This is a genomic window from Janthinobacterium sp. 13, assembly GCF_002749695.1.
GTDB classification, from domain to species: Bacteria; Pseudomonadota; Gammaproteobacteria; order Burkholderiales; family Burkholderiaceae_D; genus Janthinobacterium; species Janthinobacterium kumbetense.
In genome coordinates this window covers 530,296-548,932 of the sequence record NZ_PEEQ01000001.1, presented here as the reverse complement: position 1 = coordinate 548,932, position 18,637 = coordinate 530,296, and the positions used below count along the sequence as shown (strand labels likewise).

The following is an 18,637-nucleotide window of genomic DNA, read 5'->3' as shown; positions in this document are numbered from 1 at the left end:
AGGACAAGACAATGACTACCCCGATGATCGGCCACTTTATTGGTGGCAACCCCATGGCGTCGCGCTCCGAGCGCACCAGCGACGTGTTTAACCCTGCCACGGGCGCCGTCACGGCGAAAGTATCGCTGGCGACGCCTTCCGAGCTGAATGCGGCCGTGGCCGCCGCCCACGCGGCCTTTCCCGCCTGGTCGCAAACCTCGCCGCTGCGCCGCGCTAGAGTCATGTTCAAGTTCAAGGAATTGCTGGAAGAACATGCGGATCAATTGGCGGCCCTGATCACGGCCGAACACGGCAAGGTGTTCACGGATGCCAAAGGGGAAGTCACGCGCGGCATCGAAGTGGTGGAATTTGCCTGCGGCATCCCGCAAATGATGAAGGGAGAATATTCGGAGCAAGTGGCCGGCGGCATCGACGCCTGGTCGATCCGCCAGGCATTGGGCGTCTGCGTCGGCATCACGCCGTTCAATTTCCCCGTGATGGTGCCGATGTGGATGTTCCCGATGGCGATTGCCTGCGGCAATACCTTCGTCTTGAAACCGTCGGAGCGCGACCCGTCGGCCAGCCTGCTGCTGGCGCAGCTGTTGACGGACGCCGGTTTGCCGGACGGCGTCTTCAACGTCGTGCAGGGAGATAAAGAAGCCGTGGATGGCTTGCTGCACCACCCGGACGTGCGCGCCGTCAGTTTCGTCGGTTCCACGCCGATTGCCGAGTACATCTACGCCACCGGCTGCGCGCAGGGCAAGCGCGTGCAAGCGCTGGGCGGCGCGAAAAACCACATGGTCGTCATGCCGGACGCGGACATTCCCCAGACGGTCGACGCCCTGATGGGCGCCGCCTTCGGTTCGGCGGGCGAGCGCTGCATGGCCATTTCCGTCGTCGTGGCGGTGGGCAATGTGGCCGATCAATTGGTCGAGGCGCTGGTGCCCCGTATTGCGGCCCTGAAGATTACGCAAGGCATGGATTTACAGGCGGAAATGGGCCCGGTGGTCACGCAAGTGCACAAGGACAAAATTGCCGGCTACATCGCCACGGGCGTCAAGGAAGGCGCCAAGCTGGTCAGTGACGGGCGCGGTTTCGTCTTGCCGGGCCATGAGCACGGCTTTTTCCTCGGCGGCAGCCTGTTCGACCATGTCACGCCGGAGATGACGATCTATAAAGAGGAAATCTTCGGTCCCGTTCTTTGTATAGTGCGCGTGCCCGATTTCGCCACCGCGCTGGACCTCGTCAACGCGCATGAGTACGGCAACGGCACGGCGATTTATACGCGCGACGGCAACACGGCGCGCGAATACACGCACCGCGTGCAAGTCGGGATGGTGGGCGTGAACGTGCCGATCCCCGTGCCCATGGCCTTCCACAGCTTCGGCGGCTGGAAGCGCAGCCTGTTCGGCGACCACCACGCGCATGGCCCGGAATCGGTGCGTTTCTACACGAAACAGAAGGCCGTCACCCAGCGCTGGCCGGCCTCGACGGCGGCGGGCGCCGAGTTTGCCATGCCGACCTTGAAGTAAAATCCGCTGTAAAACCGGCTGGTTCGCTTCTTGCTTACTGCAATGGCTAATTGTTTAGCCATTGCAGATCGCTCCCATGACGTCCAGCCGTACCCAGCCTTTGCGCATCGTTGTCGTCAACACCATTGTCGAGCACGGCGTGCACGAGAATGCGGCCCTGGCTGCCCAGGTGCAGCGCGGCAATGCCCTGCGCATCGGCTTGCTGGAATCGGGTTTCGACATCGTCGCCTCCCTGCCAGCCGACCTTTACCTCCCCGAGCGCATCGCGCAACTGCAGCCTGACCTCATCATCATCGACGCCGAATCGGATGCGCGCGACGTGCTCGAGCACATCGTCATCGCCACGCGCGACGAGCGCCGTCCCATCGTGCTGTTTACGGAAGACGGCGCCACGGCCAGCATCGATGCGGCCATGGCGGCCGGCGTGTCCGCCTATATCGTGGCCGGCTTGCATGCCGAGCGCATCTTGCCCGTGCTGAACGTGGCGCTGGCGCGCTTTCGCCAGGAAGAAAAATTGCGCGCCGAATTGCTCGACACGCGGCACAAGTTGTTTGAGCGCAAGGTGATCGAACGGGCCAAGGGCCTGTTGATGACGCATCATGGCTTGACGGAAGACCAGGCTTACCAGCGCTTGCGCAGCATGGCCATGAACAAGAAACTCAAGCTGGCGGACATTGCCCAGCGCATCCTCGACGTGGAGGACTTGCTGGGATGAATCGTCCATTTCCTGACACATGCTGGTGCAGTGCACCATTCCGGTGCGCTTCCAGCTGCCTGGGACAGGGCATGCACAGGCACGGTCCTTGCTGCTGGATGGGCATGACCTTGCCCATGTCGGCACGGCAAAACAGTATTTATCAGCAAGGAATGGTATGACACAGCAAGCGGGCGCCAATGCCCACCCGACGCGCCCACTGCAGCCGGAAAAACAGACGATACGCATCGGCTACCTGCCGCTGACCGATTGCGCCTCGCTGGTGATGGCTTCAAAGCTGGGCCTGGATGAAAAATACGGCATCAAGATCGAACTGAGCCGGGAGATGTCGTGGGCCGGCGTGCGCGACAAATTGAATAGCGGCGAACTCGACGCTGCCCATGTGTTGTACGGTCTCGTGTATGGCGTGCAGATGGGCATTGGCGGGCAGCGGCACGACATGGCCGTATTGATGAATCTCAATCACAGCGGCCAGGCCGTCACCCTGTCGGCAGCGCTGGCGCGCGAGGGCGCCCACGATGGCCCCACATTGGCGCGGCACATGCGCGGCGCGGCGCGGCCCTTTGCGTTTGCGCATACTTTCCCGACCGGCAACCACGCGATGCTGTTGCAATACTGGCTGGCCGCGCAGGGCATCGATCCGCTGCGCGACGCGCGCGTGATGACGGTGCCGCCGTCGCAGATGGTGGCGGCCTTGCGCGCGGGGCAGATGGATGGCTTTTGCGCGGGCGAACCATGGGGTTACAAGGCCATCGTCGATGGCGTGGGCGTGACGGCCACCACCAGCGGCGCCATCTGGCCCGACCATCCGGGCAAGGTGCTGGGCACCAGCGCCGCGTTTGCGCACCAGCATCCGAACAGTTGTCGCGCCCTGATCGCCGCCGTGCTCGAGGCGGGGCGCTGGATCGACGCCAGCGATGCCAACCGGCTGGCCATGGCGGCCACCCTGGCCGAGCCTGCTTATCTGAATACGCCGCAGGAAACGCTGGCGCCGCGCATCCTCGGTCATTATCAGGATGGTCTGGGCAAGACGTGGGATGAGGCGCACGGTTTGAAGTTTTACGGCGCCGGCGCCGTCAATTTCCCCTACCTGTCGGACGGCATGTGGTTCATGACCCAGCACCGGCGCTGGGGCTTGCTGCGCGACGAACCCGATTACCTGGCGGTGGCTAGGCAAGTCAACCGCATCGACCTGTACCGTCAGGCGGCGGAAATGACGGGCACGCCCTTGCCGGCATCACCGCTGCGCAGCTCGACCCTGTGCGATGGCGTCGTGTGGGACGGCAGCGCGCCGGAAGCGTATGCGGCATCGTTTGCCATCGGCCATTTTTTCTGATTGGAGAGTTCATCATGGCGCAACTTGGAAGCGTGACCCTGGTCGGCGCCGGTCCCGGCGATCCGGACTTGCTGACCATCAAGGCGGTAAAAGCCATCGCGCGGGCCGACGTGGTGCTGATCGACGACCTCGTCAATCCGGCCATCCTCGCGCATGCGGCGCCCGGCGTGCGCGTGGTCGAGGTGGGCAAGCGGGGCGGCTGTGCTTCCACGCCGCAAGCCTTCATCGAGCGCCTGATGCTGGCGGAAGCGCGCGCCGGCCTGCACGTGGTAAGGCTGAAAGGGGGCGATCCCTATCTGTTCGGGCGCGGCGGCGAAGAGCGCGCCTACCTGCGCAGCCACGGCGTGGCCGTCGAGGTGATCCCTGGTATCAGCAGCGGCCTGGCCGCGCCGTCCAGCATCGGCGTGCCGCTGACGCACCGCGGCTGGAGCCAGGGCGCCATTTTTGTCACGGGCCACGGCAAGGATAGCGCGTCCGAACCGAACTGGCTTGCGCTGGCGCAAAGCGGCCTGACGCTCGTCATCTACATGGGCGTGGCCAGGGTGGCGGCCATCCAGGCCGGCTTGCTGGCTGGCGGCATGGCGCCCGGCACGGCCGTGGCCGTGGTGCAATCGGCCAGCTTGCCGGCCCAGCGCCAGCTGCTGAGCACCTTGCAGCGCTTGCCGGACGATTTGCTGGCCAGCGGCTTGGGCAGCCCCAGCATCATCGTCGTGGGCGAGGTGGTGCGCTGCGCCGATGCCTGGGACGACCATGGTGCCTTGCTGGCCGCGGCCGTGTGATTTAGCGGATCGGCAGGGCCACGGGACGGATGGGCGCCGCGTCGCCGCCGCGGAATTTCAAGGAGGCGCCGATGAAGGCGAACTGGTAGACCTTGTCGCGCGACAAGCCTTCAAGGTCGACCAGTTCCAGGATGGGCGTGCCCTGCTGCGCCAGCAGATACGTGTGCACGGGCAGGTAATTGCCGGCCACTTCGGAGGGAAACGCCTCGAAACTGAGGTTGTCCGCGCCCACCACCATGGCGCCGCCATCTTCCACGAGGAATTTCGCCGCGTCCAGCGACAGGCCGGGCGGGTTCGCCATGTAGGCTTGCGCCTGCTCATAGTGCTGCATGCGGCCCGTGCGTATCAGCACCACGTCGCCTTTTTCCAGCGTCACCTTCTGTTGCGCCAGCGCCGCGCGCAAATCCTGCCGCGTCACGCGGTAATTGTCGGGCAGTTGCTGTAACCCCTTGGCCACGGCCACGTCGATCAGCACGCCGCGCGCGACGATGGGCGGCAGTTTTTCCGCGCCCGTCACGGTCCAGCCCCGGTCGCCCAGGTATTGCTCTTCCGTAAAACCGTTCCAGATCTTGCCGTTCAAGCCGAAGTGGTTGAGCGCGTCGATATGCGTGCCCATGTGCGCATACATGGAGACGGCCGAGCCCGTGTAACTGACGTGGCGGTTCATCTGTTCGCCCACGTGCATCGAGTCGGCCACCACGTTGCCCTTCGGCGTGTGCGTCATCCACATCTGGTAGGGCGGGTCGCCTGCCGCCTGCCAGCTGGGCATGCCGACATAGAAATCGACGGCCAGGTCGTAGCTCTTGCCGCCGTCGATGCGGGCCAGGATGGCGGCGCGCGAGGCGGCCGTCATCAGGTTCAGGCGACCGATCTCGTCTTTCGGGCCCCAGGGGCTGATGCCCACTTCGGGCAGGGCGGTGGCCGGGGCGGCTTGTACTGCGCCGGCCAGCAGCGCCAGCAGCAGGGTGGCCAGGGTGGCGGATGGTTTGAACATGGGGTACTCCTTGCGTGACATGAATGAAGAAGCCGCCATCATATTATTTTCAATTCCAATGATAATCAGCGATAAAATAATAAGATATTCAACTGCAAGGAAAGAATCATGGATGTCCTGGCGCACATGCGCGTGTTTCGCAAGGTGGTCGAGCGCGACAGCTTCAGCAAGGCGGCGCTGGACCTGCACCAGTCGGCGGCGGCCATCAGCAAGCAGGTGCGCCAGCTGGAGGCACATCTGGGCACGGTGCTGCTGGTGCGTACGACGCGGCGCATGAGTTTGTCGGACGGCGGGCGCGCCTATTATCTGGAATGCTGCCGCCTGCTCGATGAAATCGACGCGCTGGAACTGGCCACGCGCGGCTGCGCCGGCAAGGTGGCGGGGCGCTTGCGCGTGAATGCGCCACTGTCGTTTGGCCTGAAGGTGCTGTCGCCGCTGCTGCCGGTATTCATGGCGCGCCATCCGGAAGTGAAAATCGAGATGACCCTGGACGACCGCCTGCGCGACGTGGTGGGCGAGGGCTATGACGTGTCGTTGCGCATCCGCGCCGCGCTGGCCGATTCGTCCCTGGTGGCGCGCCGCCTGGGGTATGTCGAGCAAATGATTTGCGCATCGCCCGCCTATCTGGCGCGGCGCGGCACGCCCCGGCTGGCGCAGGACTTGCACGGCCACGATTGCCTGGCTTACCGGCTGGCCGACAGCCCCGGCGTCTGGCAGCTGGACGGCCCGGAAGGGAACAGCAGCATCGTCCTGCCCGTGCGCTTTTCCGCCGACAGCAGCCTGCTGCTGGCCGACATGCTGGCGGCGGGCATCGGCGTGGGCGCGCTGCCGTCGTTTGTCGCCGCGCCGCTGCTGGCCAGCGGCGCCCTGGTGCGCGTGCTGCCGTCGCACGGCATGGCCAGGCGCGGCGTGTATGCCTTGACGCCCGACGGACGCCACGTGCAGGAAAAGGTGCGCGCCTTTTGCGACTTCCTGGCCGGGGCGCTGCGGGGGGCCTAGGCGCCAGGTGTTTTCCAGGGCAACCATCGAACGCGCTTTTTTTCATGTACAGGTGCGTCGCACAGGGGCTTTGATAGTATCCTCGTACTTGCTGGGCGGCCGGGGCGCCGCACATTCAAGGAAACCGGAATAAGCGATCGACAATGCACACTTTGAGCAAGCGCGGGGCGGGATCAGGCATCAGGATATGGGCGGGGGGCTTGCTGCTGGCGTTGGCGGTGGGCGGCGCCCTGTATGCGGGCGCGGCGCGCACGGTCGATGACGATGCCGAACAGCGTTTCGACAACCTCACGCATGGCGCCCAGCATAGCCTGATCACGCGCGTAAAAAGCTATTCCGACCTGCTGCGCGGCCTCGAAGCCCTGTTTCGCACGAGCGAGCAGCTGACGCGCCGGCAGTTTCACGATTACGTGGCCGGCCTCGATATCGCGCGCCAGTTCCCGGCCATCGAATCGGTCAATTACGCGGTGGCCGTGCCGTCGGCGCAGCGCGCCGCCTTCATCGAGGCCGTGCGCCGCGACACCAGCCTGGCGCCGCGCGGTTATCCCGCCTTCACCATCCGTCCCGCGGGGGAGCGGCCGGAATACGCGGTGCTCACTTACCTGGAACCCGATTCCCTGCTGGCCGAACGCATGGGCGTCGATATCGGCGCCAACCCGCTGGTGGCGCAGTCCCTGGCGCAGGCGCGCGACAGCGGCGAAGTCAGCGCGTCTGGCCAGGTGATCATGATCAAGGGGCCGCCCGCGCACGTGGGCCTGGGCATGCGCCTGCCCGTGTACCGCAACGGCATGCCGCAAGGTAGCGTGGCCGAGCGCCGCGCCGCCTACCAGGGGTCCGTCGGCATCGGCTTTGGCGTGGCGCAGCTGGTGCACAGCGCGCTCGAACGCAGCGCGCTGGAGCCGCTGCACCTGACCCTGTACAGCGCCGCCGACGCGACGCCCGCCGATGGCGCCCTGCGCATCACGCCGCAGGACCGCCTGCTGTTCAACGATGACGGCGACCTGGCGACGGCGCCGCCGCAACCGGGCAGCGATGCCGATTATTTCGACCAGGTGCTGCCCGTGGCGTACCAGGGAGGCCTGTGGAAAGCCCATTTCCGCGTGCGCAAGGCGGAGCTGTACAGCCCCTTCGACCGCTATTTCCCGTGGCTGGCGCTGGCCGTCGGCGTGGCCGGCACCCTGCTCATTTATGGCTACATCTTTACCCTGTACCGTTCGCGCCGCAACGCGGTGGCGCAGCGTACCCTGCTCGATACGGTGCTCGACAGCGTCGACGCCTACGTCTACATGAAGGACGCCGACCTGCGCTACCGCTACGTGAATGCGCGCACGGCGAAGATACTGGGCCGTTCGGTGGAGCAGCTGATCGGCCGCCAGGATGGCGAGTTGATGCTCGGCGATGCGGCGGCGTCCGTGCAGCGCACGGAGCGCCAGGTGTTCGACAGCGGCGCCAAGTTCGTCGGCGAGGAGCGCTTCGTCGATGCGCAGGGCCAGGTGCATCACCTGTGGAGCGTGAAGGTGCCCCTGGGCTTGCCCGGTCCCGTCACGGGCTTGATCGGCCTGTCCACCGACGTGACGGAATTGCACCGGCTGAAGGAGCAGGCCGACGCGGCCAGCCAGGCCAAGAGCGACTTCCTGTCGAACATGAGCCATGAAATCCGCACGCCGATGAACAGCATCATCGGCATGGCGCACCTGGCGCTGAAATCCGTGGCCGACGCGCGCCAGCGCGACTATCTGCAGAAGATCTTCCATTCGGGCCAGCATTTGCTGGGCCTGATCAACGACATCCTCGACTTTTCCAAGATCGAAGCGGGCAAGCTGGAACTCGAAGTGCTGGACTTCCGTCTCGATACCCTGCTGGCGAACATCGCCAGCCAGCTGGGCGACGCGGCCGCCGTCAAGGGCCTGGCGCTGCAGTTCGATATTGCCCCGGAACTGCCGCAGCGCTGGCGCGGCGACCCGCTGCGCCTGGAGCAGGTCTTGCTGAACCTGACCAGCAACGCCATCAAGTTTTCCGACAATGGCAGCATCTTCGTGCGCGTGCGCCAGTCCGAGGAGCGGGGCAGCCACGGCATGCTGCGCTTCGAGGTGCAGGACCGCGGCATCGGCATGAATCAGGAAGAGGTGGCGCAGCTGTTCCGCTCCTTCCACCAGGCCGACCCGTCGACCACGCGCAAGTATGGCGGCAGCGGCCTGGGGCTGGTGATCAGCAAGCAGCTGGTGGAGCTCATGGGCGGCAAGGTGGGCGTGTACAGCCAACCTGGCCTGGGCAGCACCTTCTGGTTCACGGCGCGCCTGGAGAAAAGCGCGCAGGCCAGCGACGAGCGCATCGCCGAAGTGGAACCGGAAGTGCTGGGGGTCATCCGCGGCGCATCCATCCTGCTGGTGGAAGATAACGTCTTCAGCCAGCAGGTGGGCTGCGAATTGCTGGAAGACGCAGGCGCCACCGTCTGCGTCGCCTGCAATGGCCGCGAAGCGCTGGAATTGCTGGCCCACCGGCGCTACGACTGCGTGCTGATGGACGTGCAGATGCCGGAGATGGATGGCTTCGAGGCGACGCGGCGCATCCGTGCCGACCCGCAGCTTGCCGGCCTGCTGGTGATCGCCATGACGGCCAATGCGGGCAGCGAAGACCGCGCCCGCTGCCTGGCGGCCGGCATGGACGAATTTTTGACCAAGCCGATCGCCCCGAACCTGCTGTTCCACCTGCTGGCGAAATGGTTTCGCCTGCGTGGCGGGATTGGCGGCATCGGCGGCATCGGCCATGCGCGCGCGGGCGACAGGCTGGTGGCGGTGCCGAAAGCGTCGCCATCGGCCGCCTCGCCGGACTTGCGCGATACGGCCATCCTCGACCTGGCCACCCTGGCGCTCACGTTCAGCAATGACCCCGTGAAGATGCGCAAGTACACCCAGCTGTTTCTCGATACGGCGCGCGACGGCATCGCCGAAATGGAGCAAGCCATGGCGCTGGAAGACCTGGGGCGCCTGGCCGACCTGGGCCACCGCAGCAAATCGTCGGCGCTGGCCGTCGGCGCCCATGCCTTTGCCGGCCTGTGCGCGTCGATCGAAGGCTTGCGCCTTGGCGGCGACCTGCAGCAGGCGCGCGCCCTGCTGACGGCCCTGGGGCCGGCCCTGGCGCAGGTGGCGGAACAAATTTCCGTGGAATTTGCCGCCAGCGACGCCCCCTGACGCAGGCAGCGGCGATAATACGCGTTTGACGTCTCCGGCCACCCGGCCGGAGACGCGGCAACCCATCGGATCAGCATGCATACTCCCGTCACGCCCGGCCTCCTCATCCTGCATGGCAACCAGCTGGAACAGCTGCGCGCCGCCGTCTTCCAGTGGCTGCGCCAGCATCCGCTGGCGCCCCTGGAAACGGATATCTTCCTGGTGCAGTCGAACGGCGTGGCCGAATGGCTGAAGATCGCCCTGGCCGAGGAGATGGGGGTGTGCGCCGCCACGCGCATCGCGCTGCCGGCGCGCCTGCTGTGGGAAAGCTACCGGGGCATGCTGGGGCGCGAGCGCGTGCCGCGCGTGTCGCCGTTCGATAAATCCCCGCTGACCTGGCGTCTGATGCGCCTGTTGCCGTCCTTGCTGGCCGACCCGGTCTTCGCGCCGCTGCGCTACTTCCTTGCCGATGGCGACAGCGAGCGCCGGCTGCAGCTGGCCGAACGCCTGGCCGACTTGTTCGACCAGTACCAGGTCTACCGCGCCGACTGGCTGGCCGACTGGGCGGCGGGGCGCGACCAGCTGCGCACGGCCCGCAATGAAACCATCGCACTGAAGGACGACCAGCGCTGGCAGGCGCAGTTGTGGCGCGCCGTGGGTTGCGACGTCGAGGCTTTCGAGCGCGACACGGGCCGCGCCGACATCCACGACGCCTTCCTGGCGGCGATCGCCGCCGGCGATGCGCCTGCCGGCAAGCTGCCGCGCCGCGTCGTGCTGTTTGGCGTGTCGGCCTTGCCGTACCAGACTTTGCAGGCGCTGGCCGCGCTGGCGCGCCACACGCAGGTGGTGCTGGCCGTGCCCAATCCGTGCCAGTTCTACTGGGGCGACATCATCGACGGGCGCGACTTGCTGCGCGCGGAAAACAAGCGCCAGCGGCAGCGCAACGGCACCGACCTGGCGCAAATTCCGCTCGAAGCGCTGCATGCGCACAGCCACCCGCTGCTGGCCAGCTGGGGCAGGCAAGGGCGCGATTTCATCCGCATGCTCGACGAATTCGACGAACACGCGCAAGCCGAGGGGCGCGACGACAGCCTGCGCATCGACCTGTTTGGCGAGGAAACGGGCGAGACCCTGCTGCAGCAGGTGCAGGTGGCCATCCGCGAACTGCGCCCGCTGGCCGAGCATGAGCAAACACCGCCCGGTGCGGCCGACCGCTCGATCGAATTTCACGTGGCGCACAGCGTGCAGCGCGAAGTGGAAGTGCTGCATGACCAGCTGCTGGCCATGTTCGCGCACAGCGCCCAGACGGGCCTGCGTCCGCGCGACGTGGTGGTGATGGTGCCCGACATCGACACCTTCACGGCCGCCATCCACGCCGTCTTCGGCCAGTACCGGCGCAATGACGAGCGTTTCATCCCGTTCGAGATCGGCGACGTGAAGGACCGCAGCGTCAACCCGCTGCTCGTCGCGCTCGAGTGGCTGCTGCAGCTGCCGCAGCAGCGCTGCCGCCAGAGCGAAGTGCGCGACTTGCTCGACGTGCCCGCGCTGGCGGCACGTTTCGGCCTGCAGCCGGACGACCTGGCCACCCTGGGCGCCTGGATCGAAGGGGCGGGCGTGCGCTGGGGCCTGGACCAGGAACACCGCGCCGGCCTGGGGCTGGGTGCGGCCGGGGAACAGAATGCGTGGATCTTCGGCGTGCGGCGCATGCTGCTCGGCTATGCCAGCGGCAGTGGCGCCAGCTTTGGTGGCATCGAACCGTATGCGGAAGTGGGCGGCCTCGATGCGGCGCTGGCCGGCTCGCTGGCGCAACTGGTCGAGGCGCTGCTGCACTGGCGCACGGTGCTGGCCGGCGCGCGCACGCCAGCCGAGTGGGGCGTGCAGGCGCGCGCGCTGCTGGCCGCTTTTTTCGACGCCGACGACGAGGGCGACCGTTTGACCCTGGCGCAGCTCGAAGGCGCCTTGCAGGGCTGGCTGGAAACCTGCGAACACGCGGGCTTCGTCGAGCCGGTGCCGCTATCCGTGCTGCGCGTGGCGTGGCTGGGCGCGCTGGACGAGCCCACCCTGAACCATCAATTCGTCTCCGGCGGCGTGACTTTCTGCACCCTGATGCCGATGCGCGCCGTGCCGTTCCGCGTCGTGTGCCTGCTGGGCATGAACGATGGCGATTTCCCGCGCCGCGCGCAGAAGGCCGATTTCGACTTGCTGGCGCTGCCCGGCATGGCGCGCCCGGGCGACCGTTCGCGCCGCGACGACGACCGCTATCTGATGCTCGAAGCCTTGCTGGCCGCGCGCGATAAATTGTACGTGAGCTGGGTGGGGCGCAATGTGCGCGACAATTCCGAGCAGCCGCCGTCCGTGCTGGTATCGCAGCTGCGCGATTACCTGGCCGCCGGCTGGTCGCTGGACCGGCACCTGGTATCGTTGACCACCGAGCATGCGCTGCAGCCGTTCAGCCGCCGCTATTTCGAGGCCGATGGCTTGCTGACCTATGCGCGCGAATGGCGCGTCGCGCATGCCGATGCGGATGCGCAGGCCGCCGTGCTGCCGCTGGGCCCTTACGAGCTCGATCCCGGCACGCGCCTGAAGCTGGGCGAGCTGGCCAGCTTTTTGCGCCAGCCCGTCAAATACTTTTTCCGCCGCCGCCTCAGCGTGTATTTCGCCGACGCGGCCATGCTGGGCGAGGATGAAGAGCCGTTCGGCCTGAATGCGCTCGAGCGCTATCTGCTGGAAGACACCATGCTGGACGACGGCGGGGCCCTGGAAGCGGCGGACGATGTGCGCGCCAGCCTGGAAGCGCGCGCAGCGAAGCTGGCGCGCGAAGGCGTGCTGCCCATCGGCTTGATCGGCCAGCAAGTGCAGGCGCAATTGGTCGAGGCTCTGGTGCCCGTGCGCAGCGCGTGGCTGTCCTTGCGTGCCTCGTTCCCGTACGCGGCCGACAAACGCGCCATCAATTTGCCGTTTGGCGAAGTGCAGATCGACGACTGGCTCGACAAATTGTGCAGCAACGGGCGCGACACGGCCTGGCTGATGCAGATTTCCTCGAAAGTGACGGACAAGGCGGGCCTGGCGCGCGGCGACAAGCTGATGCTGATGTGGCTGCGCCAGCTGGCCGCCGCCGCCCTCGGCTTTTCCGTCACCGGCTACCTGGTGGCGCGCGACGCCATCGTCAGCATGGCGCCGCTCGATCCGGCCGCTTCGCGCGCAGCGCTGGCCACCTTGCTGGCGCTGTGGCGCGAAGGCATGAACCATCCGCTGCCCACGGCGTGCAAGACGGGGCTGGCGCTGGTACAGCAGGGTGATCCGCGCGCCGTCTACGATGGCGGCTTCGATATCTCGGGCGAGCGTGATGAACTGTGCCTGGCGCGCTTGTGGCCCGAGTTTTCCGCGCTGGCCGCCGAAGAAGCGTGGCAGGACTGCACGCGGGAGCTGTATGGCCCGCTGGCCGACTGGCTGCAAGAACACATCACCATCGACCCGATCAGCGCGCCCGATGACGGCGCGGGAGAAGAACAATGACGAGCCATCTGCTCAACCCCCTGGCGTTCCCGCTGCACGGCTCGCGCCTGATCGAAGCGTCGGCCGGCACGGGCAAGACCTGGACCATCGCCGCGCTGTACGTGCGGCTCGTGCTGGGGCATGGCGACGACGACAGCTGTTTCACGCGTCCCCTGCTGCCGGCCGACATCCTCGTGATGACATTTACCCGCGCCGCCACGCGCGAATTGTCGAACCGCGTGCGCGAGCGCCTGATCGAGGCGGCTGCCTATTTTCGCCATGAATTCGGCATTGGATCCGGCGGCAGCGATCCGTTTCTCGACGCCTTGCTGGAGTCCTATCCGGACGAGAGCGAGCGGCAAAAGGCCGCGCACCGGCTGATGCTGGCCGCCGAGACGATGGATGAAGCGGCCATTTTCACCATCGACGCCTGGTGCCAGCGCATGCTGCGCGAGCACGCGTTCGACAGCGGCAGCCTGTTCGACGAAGAGCTGGTCAGCGACGAGCAAGCCCTGTTCGAGGATGCGGCCCACGATTACTGGCGCCAGCAAGTCTATCCCTTGCCGCCGCAGGCGCTCGACGTGCTGCTGGCCTGCTGGCCCGACGTGGGGGCGCTGAAGAAGGGCGCGCGCGAGCTGGCGCGCCGCGCGGACATCATGGGCATGGCGGACGAGGAACCGTTGTCTGCGCTGATCGCGCGCGAACAGCGGGCGCTGGCCGCGCAGCTGGCTACGCTGAAGGCGGGCTGGGTCGAGCGCGTGGACCAGATGGCCGCGTGGATCAACGACCACCGCGCCGCCAATCCCAAGTGTTTCAACGGCGTCAAGATGAAGCCGGAGAACCTGGCGAAGTGGTTCGATGGCTTGCGCCGCTGGGCGCAAGACCCGCTGCTGCTGCAGCCGGCCATCACGGCCAAGGCGTGGGAACGCTTGACGCCGTTCGGCATCGAAGATGCGTTTGCCAAGAGTTTCACGGCGCAGGTGCCCGAGTGCTTCGCGCATACGGAGGCGCTGGGGATCGCCCTGGCCGCATTGACGCCGCTGGCGCACAAGCTGCACCTGCATGCGGCGGCGGCCATCGCGCGGCGCATGGATCAGTTGAAGCGCCAGTCGCGCCAGTTCGGCTTTGCCGACATGCTGCAGCGCCTGCACGACGCGCTGGCCGGCGAGAATGGCGCGGCACTGCGCCAGCGCATCATCGACCAGTATCCGCTGGCCATGGTCGATGAATTCCAGGATACGGCGCCGGCCCAGTACCAGATTTTCAACCTGCTGTACCGCATCGCCGACAACGACCCGGCCCTGGGCCTGTTTTTGATCGGCGACCCGAAACAGTCGATCTACGGCTTTCGCGGCGCCGACATCCAGAGCTACCTGGCGGCGCGGCGCGCGACGACCGGGCGCCACTACCAGCTGGGCACCAACTACCGCTCGACGGCGCCGCTGGTGGCGGCCGTCAACCAGCTGTTCCTGCACGCCGAACGCGACGAAGTACCGCTCGGTGCCTTCCGCTACCGCAAAGGGGATGACAATCCGCTGCCGTTCGACGCCGTCGACGCCAAGGGCCGCGCCGAGCACCTGGTGAACGCCGGCGGCCCGCTGCCAGCGCTGCTGGCCGCCTGCGCCAGCGATGAAGGGCTGCGCGGCGACAGCTACCGCGAGTATTTCGCGCAGCACTGCGCCGAGCATATCGTCGCCATGCTGGGCGATGCGCAAGCCGGTTTCGATGGCCCCGACGGTTTTACGCGCCTGCAGCCGGCCGACGTCGCCATCCTCGTGCGCGACCGCAAGGAAGCGGCGGCCATCCGCCGCGCGCTGGCGCGCCGCCGGGTCGCCAGCGTCTACCTGTCCGACAAGGATTCCGTCGTCGACAGCGAGGAAGCGCAAGACGTGCTGCGCTGGCTGGCGGCGCTGGCCAACCCGCTCGACGGGGGACTGGCGCGCGCCGCGTTTGCCACGCGCACCATCGGCCTGTCGCTGGGCGAGCTGGCGCGCCTGTCCAGCGACGAACTGGAATGGGAACGCCGGGTCGAGCAGCTGAAGGCGCTGCATTTGATCTGGCAGCGCCAGGGCGTGCTGGCCATGCTGCGCCGCTTCATCCACGAGCTGCAATTGCCCGCCATGCTGCTGCAGCAGACGGGCGGCGAGCGGCGGTTGACGAATCTGCTGCACCTGGCCGAACTGCTGCAATCGGCCAGCCGCCAGCTCGATGGCGAACAGGCGCTGATACGCTGGCTGGCCGAGCAGATTGCCGGCGAAGGCGAGGGCGGCGACGAGCGCGTGCTGCGCCTGGAAAGCGATGCGGAGCTGGTGAAAGTCATCACCGTGCACAAATCCAAGGGCCTCGAATACCCGTTGGTATATCTGCCGTTTGCCGTCACGGCGCGCAAGGTGGACAAGCGCAACCGCAGTTTCTTCGACTATGCGGATGACAAAGGCGAACGCCGCCTCGACCTGTCGCTGTCCGACGAGGCCATGGCGGCGGTCGAGGAAGCGCGCATCGAGGAAGACTTGCGCCTGCTGTACGTGGCGCTGACGCGCGCGCGCCACTTCCTGTGGCTGGGCGTGGCCGCCCAGGCGGCGCGCAAGGCGGGCGAGAACACCTTGCACGAATCGGCGCTCGGCTACCTGCTGACGGGCGGCGACAAGCTGCCGGCGGAGCAATTGCTGTTGCGCTGGCAGCAGGTGGCGGGCGACTGCGACGCCATCTACGTGGCTTCCCTGGCGCAGCCCGACGCCTGCACGGTGCTGGACCGGGTCGAGCGGCGCCCTGAATTGCGGCCCGCCCCCGTGTTCGCGGGTGAATTCGAGCGCGACTGGTCGGTGGGCAGCTTTACGTCGCTGACGCGCCAGATCGGCGCCGTGGCGGCCGCGCACGTGCCGCAGCGGGCGCTGGAAGAGACCCTGCTGGAAGATGGCACGGGCGTGCCCGCCGTGTCGCCACTGCAGACGGGCGACGCGCCATGGCACCGCTTCCCGCGCGGCTCCGTGCCCGGCAATTTCCTGCACGAGCAGCTCGAGTGGATGGGCAGCGAAGGTTTTGACAGCGTCCACGAGGCGCACTTCGACACGCGCCTGGCCGCGCGCTGCGAGCGGGCCGGCTGGGGCCATCGCCAGGAAGACGCCATCGCCTGGCTCAGGGAAATCGCCCTCACGCCGTTGCCGCTGCTCGATGCGTCGCTGTCGCAGCTCGATAGCACCCTGTCCGAGATGGAGTTCTGGTTCCCCAGCGAGCATTTGTCCACGGGGGCGCTCGACCAGCTGTGCACGCGCTTGCTGCTCGATGGCGCGCCGCGTCCCGTGCTGCCGCGGCGCCAGCTGCACGGCATGCTGAAAGGCTTTGCCGACCTGGTCATCGAACGGGATGGCCGCTACTGGGTGCTCGACTACAAGTCGAATGCGCTGGGCGCCAACGACGGTGCGTACCACACGCAGGCGCTGGCCGCCGGCATGGCGCAGCACCGCTACGATATCCAGGGCGCCATCTACATGCTGGCCCTGCACCGGTTGCTGAAAAGCCGGCTCGGTGATGCCTATGATGCGGCTGAGCACCTGGGCGGCGCCATTTTCCTGTTCCTGCGCGGTATCGCGAATGCGGACACGCATGGCTGCTACTGGCTGGCGCCGCAGCTGGAATTGCTGGACGGCCTCGATCAACTGTTAGAAGAAACGGAACACCATGCAGCATGACGCACAGATGAACGCCTTGTTTGCCCATGTCGACGGCGTCGCCGAGGATGGCCATCTGCGCCGCCTGAGCGCCGCCTTTGCCCGCTTCATCGCCAGCCTGGACGAGCAGGCGCCGGATGCGCCCGCCGTGGCCGTGGCGTGCGTGGTGCTGTCCGAGCTGGAAGGGCGGGGCCACAGCTGTTTGATGCTGTCCGACCTGGCTGGCGAACCGTCGCAGCTGCTGGGCTGGAGCGAGGAGCTGTGGCATGGCGTGCTGGCCGTTTCCGGCCCGCTGCCCGCCAGCGCCGCAGGCTGGCGCGCGCTGCTGGCCCGCGCGCCGCAGGTGTGGCAGGTGGATGCGCCGGACGTGCGCCAGCCGCTGGTGCTCGATGGCGACCGCCTGTACCTGCGCCGCTACTGGCGCGACGAAACCCTGGTGGGCGGGAAAATCGCCTTGCGCGCGCAGGATTTGAACACGCCGCCGCTGGCGCAGGTGCGGCAATGGCTCGACATCCTGTTCGACCAGCCGACCCGGGACGGTGGCCCGGACTGGCAAAAAGTGGCGTGCGCCGTCGCCCTGCGCGGCAAGGTGGCCATCATCACGGGCGGTCCCGGCACGGGCAAGACGTACACGGTAGCGAGCCTTTTGACCTTGCTGTTTGCCGTCTCGCCGCAGCCGGAGCAGCTGCGCATCGCGCTGGCCGCGCCCACGGGCAAGGCGGCCGCGCGGCTGAAGCAGTCGATCGACAAGGCGCTGGAAGGCTTGGCGGCGAAGGCGGGCGATGCCTTGCCCCTGCTGGAACTGGCGCGGCGCATGGGCGCGGCGCGCACCCTGCATAGCTTGCTGGGCGCGCGGCCCGATACGCGCGCCTTTGCCCACCACGCGGGCAATCCGCTCGAGGTCGACGTGTTGATCGTCGATGAAGCGTCGATGGTGCACCTGGAGATGATGGCGTCGGTGCTTGACGCCTTGCCGTTCACGGCGATCCTGATCCTGCTGGGCGACAAGGATCAACTGGCGTCCGTGGAAGCGGGCGCCGTGCTGGGCGACTTGTGCCACGACGCGCAGGCGGGCGGCTATACGGCCGACACCATCGCGTATGCGCAGGCGGCCAGCGGCGTGGCCATTCCACCTGCCTTTGCGGGAGCGGCGGGCGCGCTGGCGCAGCAAACGGTGATGCTGCGTCACAGCCACCGTTTCAGCGGTCCGATTGGCGAACTGGCGCTGGCCGTGAACGGCGGCAGGCCGGACCTGGCGAAGGCCTGTTTCGCCGGCGAGAGCGGCGGCCAGCTGGCGTGGAGCGTGACCGCGCAGCCGGACGAGGTGCTGCGCCTGGCCTTGCGCGGCAGGAGCGACGCGCCGGGCGGCTACCAGCCCTACCTGGAACTGGTGAATGCGGGCGAGGAGGGCTATGCGCAGCACGACGACTGGGTGCGCGCCGTGCTGCACGCTTTTGAAGCGTTCCGCATCCTGTGCGCCGTGCGCGAGGGCGAATGGGGCGTGGCGGGCCTGAATACGGCCATCGAGCTGCGGCTGGAAAAGGAAGGGCTGATACGTCGCAGCGAGTGGTATGTGGGCCGTCCCGTGATGGTCACGCGCAACGATTACGGCACGGGCGTGTTCAATGGCGACATCGGGCTGACCCTGCGCGACCCTGCGCGGCCCGGCTCCCTGCGCGTGTATTTCCTGGAAGGCGAGAACGTGCGCAGCGTGCTGGCCACGCGCTTGCGCCACGTGGAGACGGCGTTCGCCATGACGGTGCACAAGTCGCAGGGCTCGGAATTCCGCCATACTGTGCTGGTGCTGCCGCAGGAAGGCGGCGCCATGCTGGCGCGCGAACTGGTCTACACGGGCATCACGCGCGCGCGCGACTTTTTTACGCTGGTCTCGCCCACGCAGGCCGTGCTGTTCGACGCGATCTTGCGCCGCACGCAGCGCGCCAGCGGACTGCGGGGCTTGATCGGCTGAT

General features: G+C 67.0%; 10 protein-coding genes. 9 read left to right on the top strand and 1 reads right to left on the bottom strand.

Annotation, left to right across the window (positions count from 1 at the left end):
• Positions 1 to 11 precede the first annotated feature (11 nt).
• The 4 genes from CLU94_RS02240 (at position 12) to cobA (ending at position 4,341) form a co-directional block, all read left to right on the top strand.
• Positions 12 to 1,511 carry a CoA-acylating methylmalonate-semialdehyde dehydrogenase gene (locus tag CLU94_RS02240; RefSeq protein WP_099664423.1) on the top strand — a complete coding sequence of 500 codons (1,500 nt, stop codon included), beginning with the start codon at positions 12 to 14 and terminating at the stop codon, positions 1,509 to 1,511.
• A 76-nt stretch (positions 1,512 to 1,587) separates the two neighbouring features.
• The gene (locus tag CLU94_RS02235) at positions 1,588 to 2,226 is read left to right on the top strand and encodes an ANTAR domain-containing response regulator (RefSeq protein ID WP_099664422.1); all 639 of its coding nucleotides are present in this window, start codon (positions 1,588 to 1,590) and stop codon (positions 2,224 to 2,226) included.
• 157 nt (positions 2,227 to 2,383) lie between these two features.
• On the top strand, positions 2,384 to 3,562 hold the full coding sequence (locus tag CLU94_RS02230) for a CmpA/NrtA family ABC transporter substrate-binding protein (protein WP_257218650.1): 1,179 nt from the start codon (positions 2,384 to 2,386) through the stop codon (positions 3,560 to 3,562).
• Between the two features lie 14 nt (positions 3,563 to 3,576).
• On the top strand, positions 3,577 to 4,341 hold the full coding sequence (gene cobA, locus CLU94_RS02225) for a uroporphyrinogen-III C-methyltransferase (RefSeq protein WP_099664420.1): 765 nt from the start codon (positions 3,577 to 3,579) through the stop codon (positions 4,339 to 4,341).
• 1 nt (position 4,342) lies between these two features.
• Here the strand turns inward: cobA and CLU94_RS02220 are convergent, their stop codons facing one another.
• On the bottom strand, positions 4,343 to 5,335 hold the full coding sequence (locus CLU94_RS02220; RefSeq protein ID WP_099664419.1) for a cyclase family protein: 993 nt from the start codon (positions 5,333 to 5,335) through the stop codon (positions 4,343 to 4,345).
• A 108-nt stretch (positions 5,336 to 5,443) separates the two neighbouring features.
• Between CLU94_RS02220 and CLU94_RS02215 the strand changes: the two genes are divergently transcribed.
• The 5 genes from CLU94_RS02215 (at position 5,444) to recD (ending at position 18,636) form a co-directional block, all read left to right on the top strand.
• A complete protein-coding gene (locus CLU94_RS02215; protein WP_099664418.1) occupies positions 5,444 to 6,334 on the top strand; it encodes a LysR family transcriptional regulator in 891 nt (296 codons plus the stop codon).
• A gap of 143 nt (positions 6,335 to 6,477) precedes the next feature.
• Positions 6,478 to 9,525: a CHASE domain-containing protein gene (locus CLU94_RS02210; protein WP_099664417.1), complete on the top strand. Its 3,048-nt coding sequence runs from the start codon at positions 6,478 to 6,480 to the stop codon at positions 9,523 to 9,525.
• A gap of 75 nt (positions 9,526 to 9,600) precedes the next feature.
• Positions 9,601 to 13,020 carry an exodeoxyribonuclease V subunit gamma gene (gene recC / locus CLU94_RS02205; RefSeq protein WP_099664416.1) on the top strand — a complete coding sequence of 1,140 codons (3,420 nt, stop codon included), beginning with the start codon at positions 9,601 to 9,603 and terminating at the stop codon, positions 13,018 to 13,020.
• Positions 13,017 to 16,688 carry an exodeoxyribonuclease V subunit beta gene (gene recB / locus CLU94_RS02200; protein ID WP_099664415.1) on the top strand — a complete coding sequence of 1,224 codons (3,672 nt, stop codon included), beginning with the start codon at positions 13,017 to 13,019 and terminating at the stop codon, positions 16,686 to 16,688. The genes recC and recB overlap by 4 nt, the downstream gene beginning before the upstream one ends.
• The gene (recD, locus tag CLU94_RS02195) at positions 16,678 to 18,636 is read left to right on the top strand and encodes an exodeoxyribonuclease V subunit alpha (protein WP_099664414.1); all 1,959 of its coding nucleotides are present in this window, start codon (positions 16,678 to 16,680) and stop codon (positions 18,634 to 18,636) included. The genes recB and recD overlap by 11 nt, the downstream gene beginning before the upstream one ends.
• Position 18,637 lies beyond the last annotated feature (1 nt).

Coding starts and splice junctions, on each gene's coding strand:
- CLU94_RS02240 (WP_099664423.1), top strand. CDS start 12: ATGACTACCCCGATGATCGGCCACTTTATTGGTGGCAACCCCATGGCG.
- CLU94_RS02235 (WP_099664422.1), top strand. CDS start 1,588: ATGACGTCCAGCCGTACCCAGCCTTTGCGCATCGTTGTCGTCAACACC.
- CLU94_RS02230 (WP_257218650.1), top strand. CDS start 2,384: ATGACACAGCAAGCGGGCGCCAATGCCCACCCGACGCGCCCACTGCAG.
- cobA (WP_099664420.1), top strand. CDS start 3,577: ATGGCGCAACTTGGAAGCGTGACCCTGGTCGGCGCCGGTCCCGGCGAT.
- CLU94_RS02220 (WP_099664419.1), bottom strand. CDS start 5,335: ATGTTCAAACCATCCGCCACCCTGGCCACCCTGCTGCTGGCGCTGCTG.
- CLU94_RS02215 (WP_099664418.1), top strand. CDS start 5,444: ATGGATGTCCTGGCGCACATGCGCGTGTTTCGCAAGGTGGTCGAGCGC.
- CLU94_RS02210 (WP_099664417.1), top strand. CDS start 6,478: ATGCACACTTTGAGCAAGCGCGGGGCGGGATCAGGCATCAGGATATGG.
- recC (WP_099664416.1), top strand. CDS start 9,601: ATGCATACTCCCGTCACGCCCGGCCTCCTCATCCTGCATGGCAACCAG.
- recB (WP_099664415.1), top strand. CDS start 13,017: ATGACGAGCCATCTGCTCAACCCCCTGGCGTTCCCGCTGCACGGCTCG.
- recD (WP_099664414.1), top strand. CDS start 16,678: ATGCAGCATGACGCACAGATGAACGCCTTGTTTGCCCATGTCGACGGC.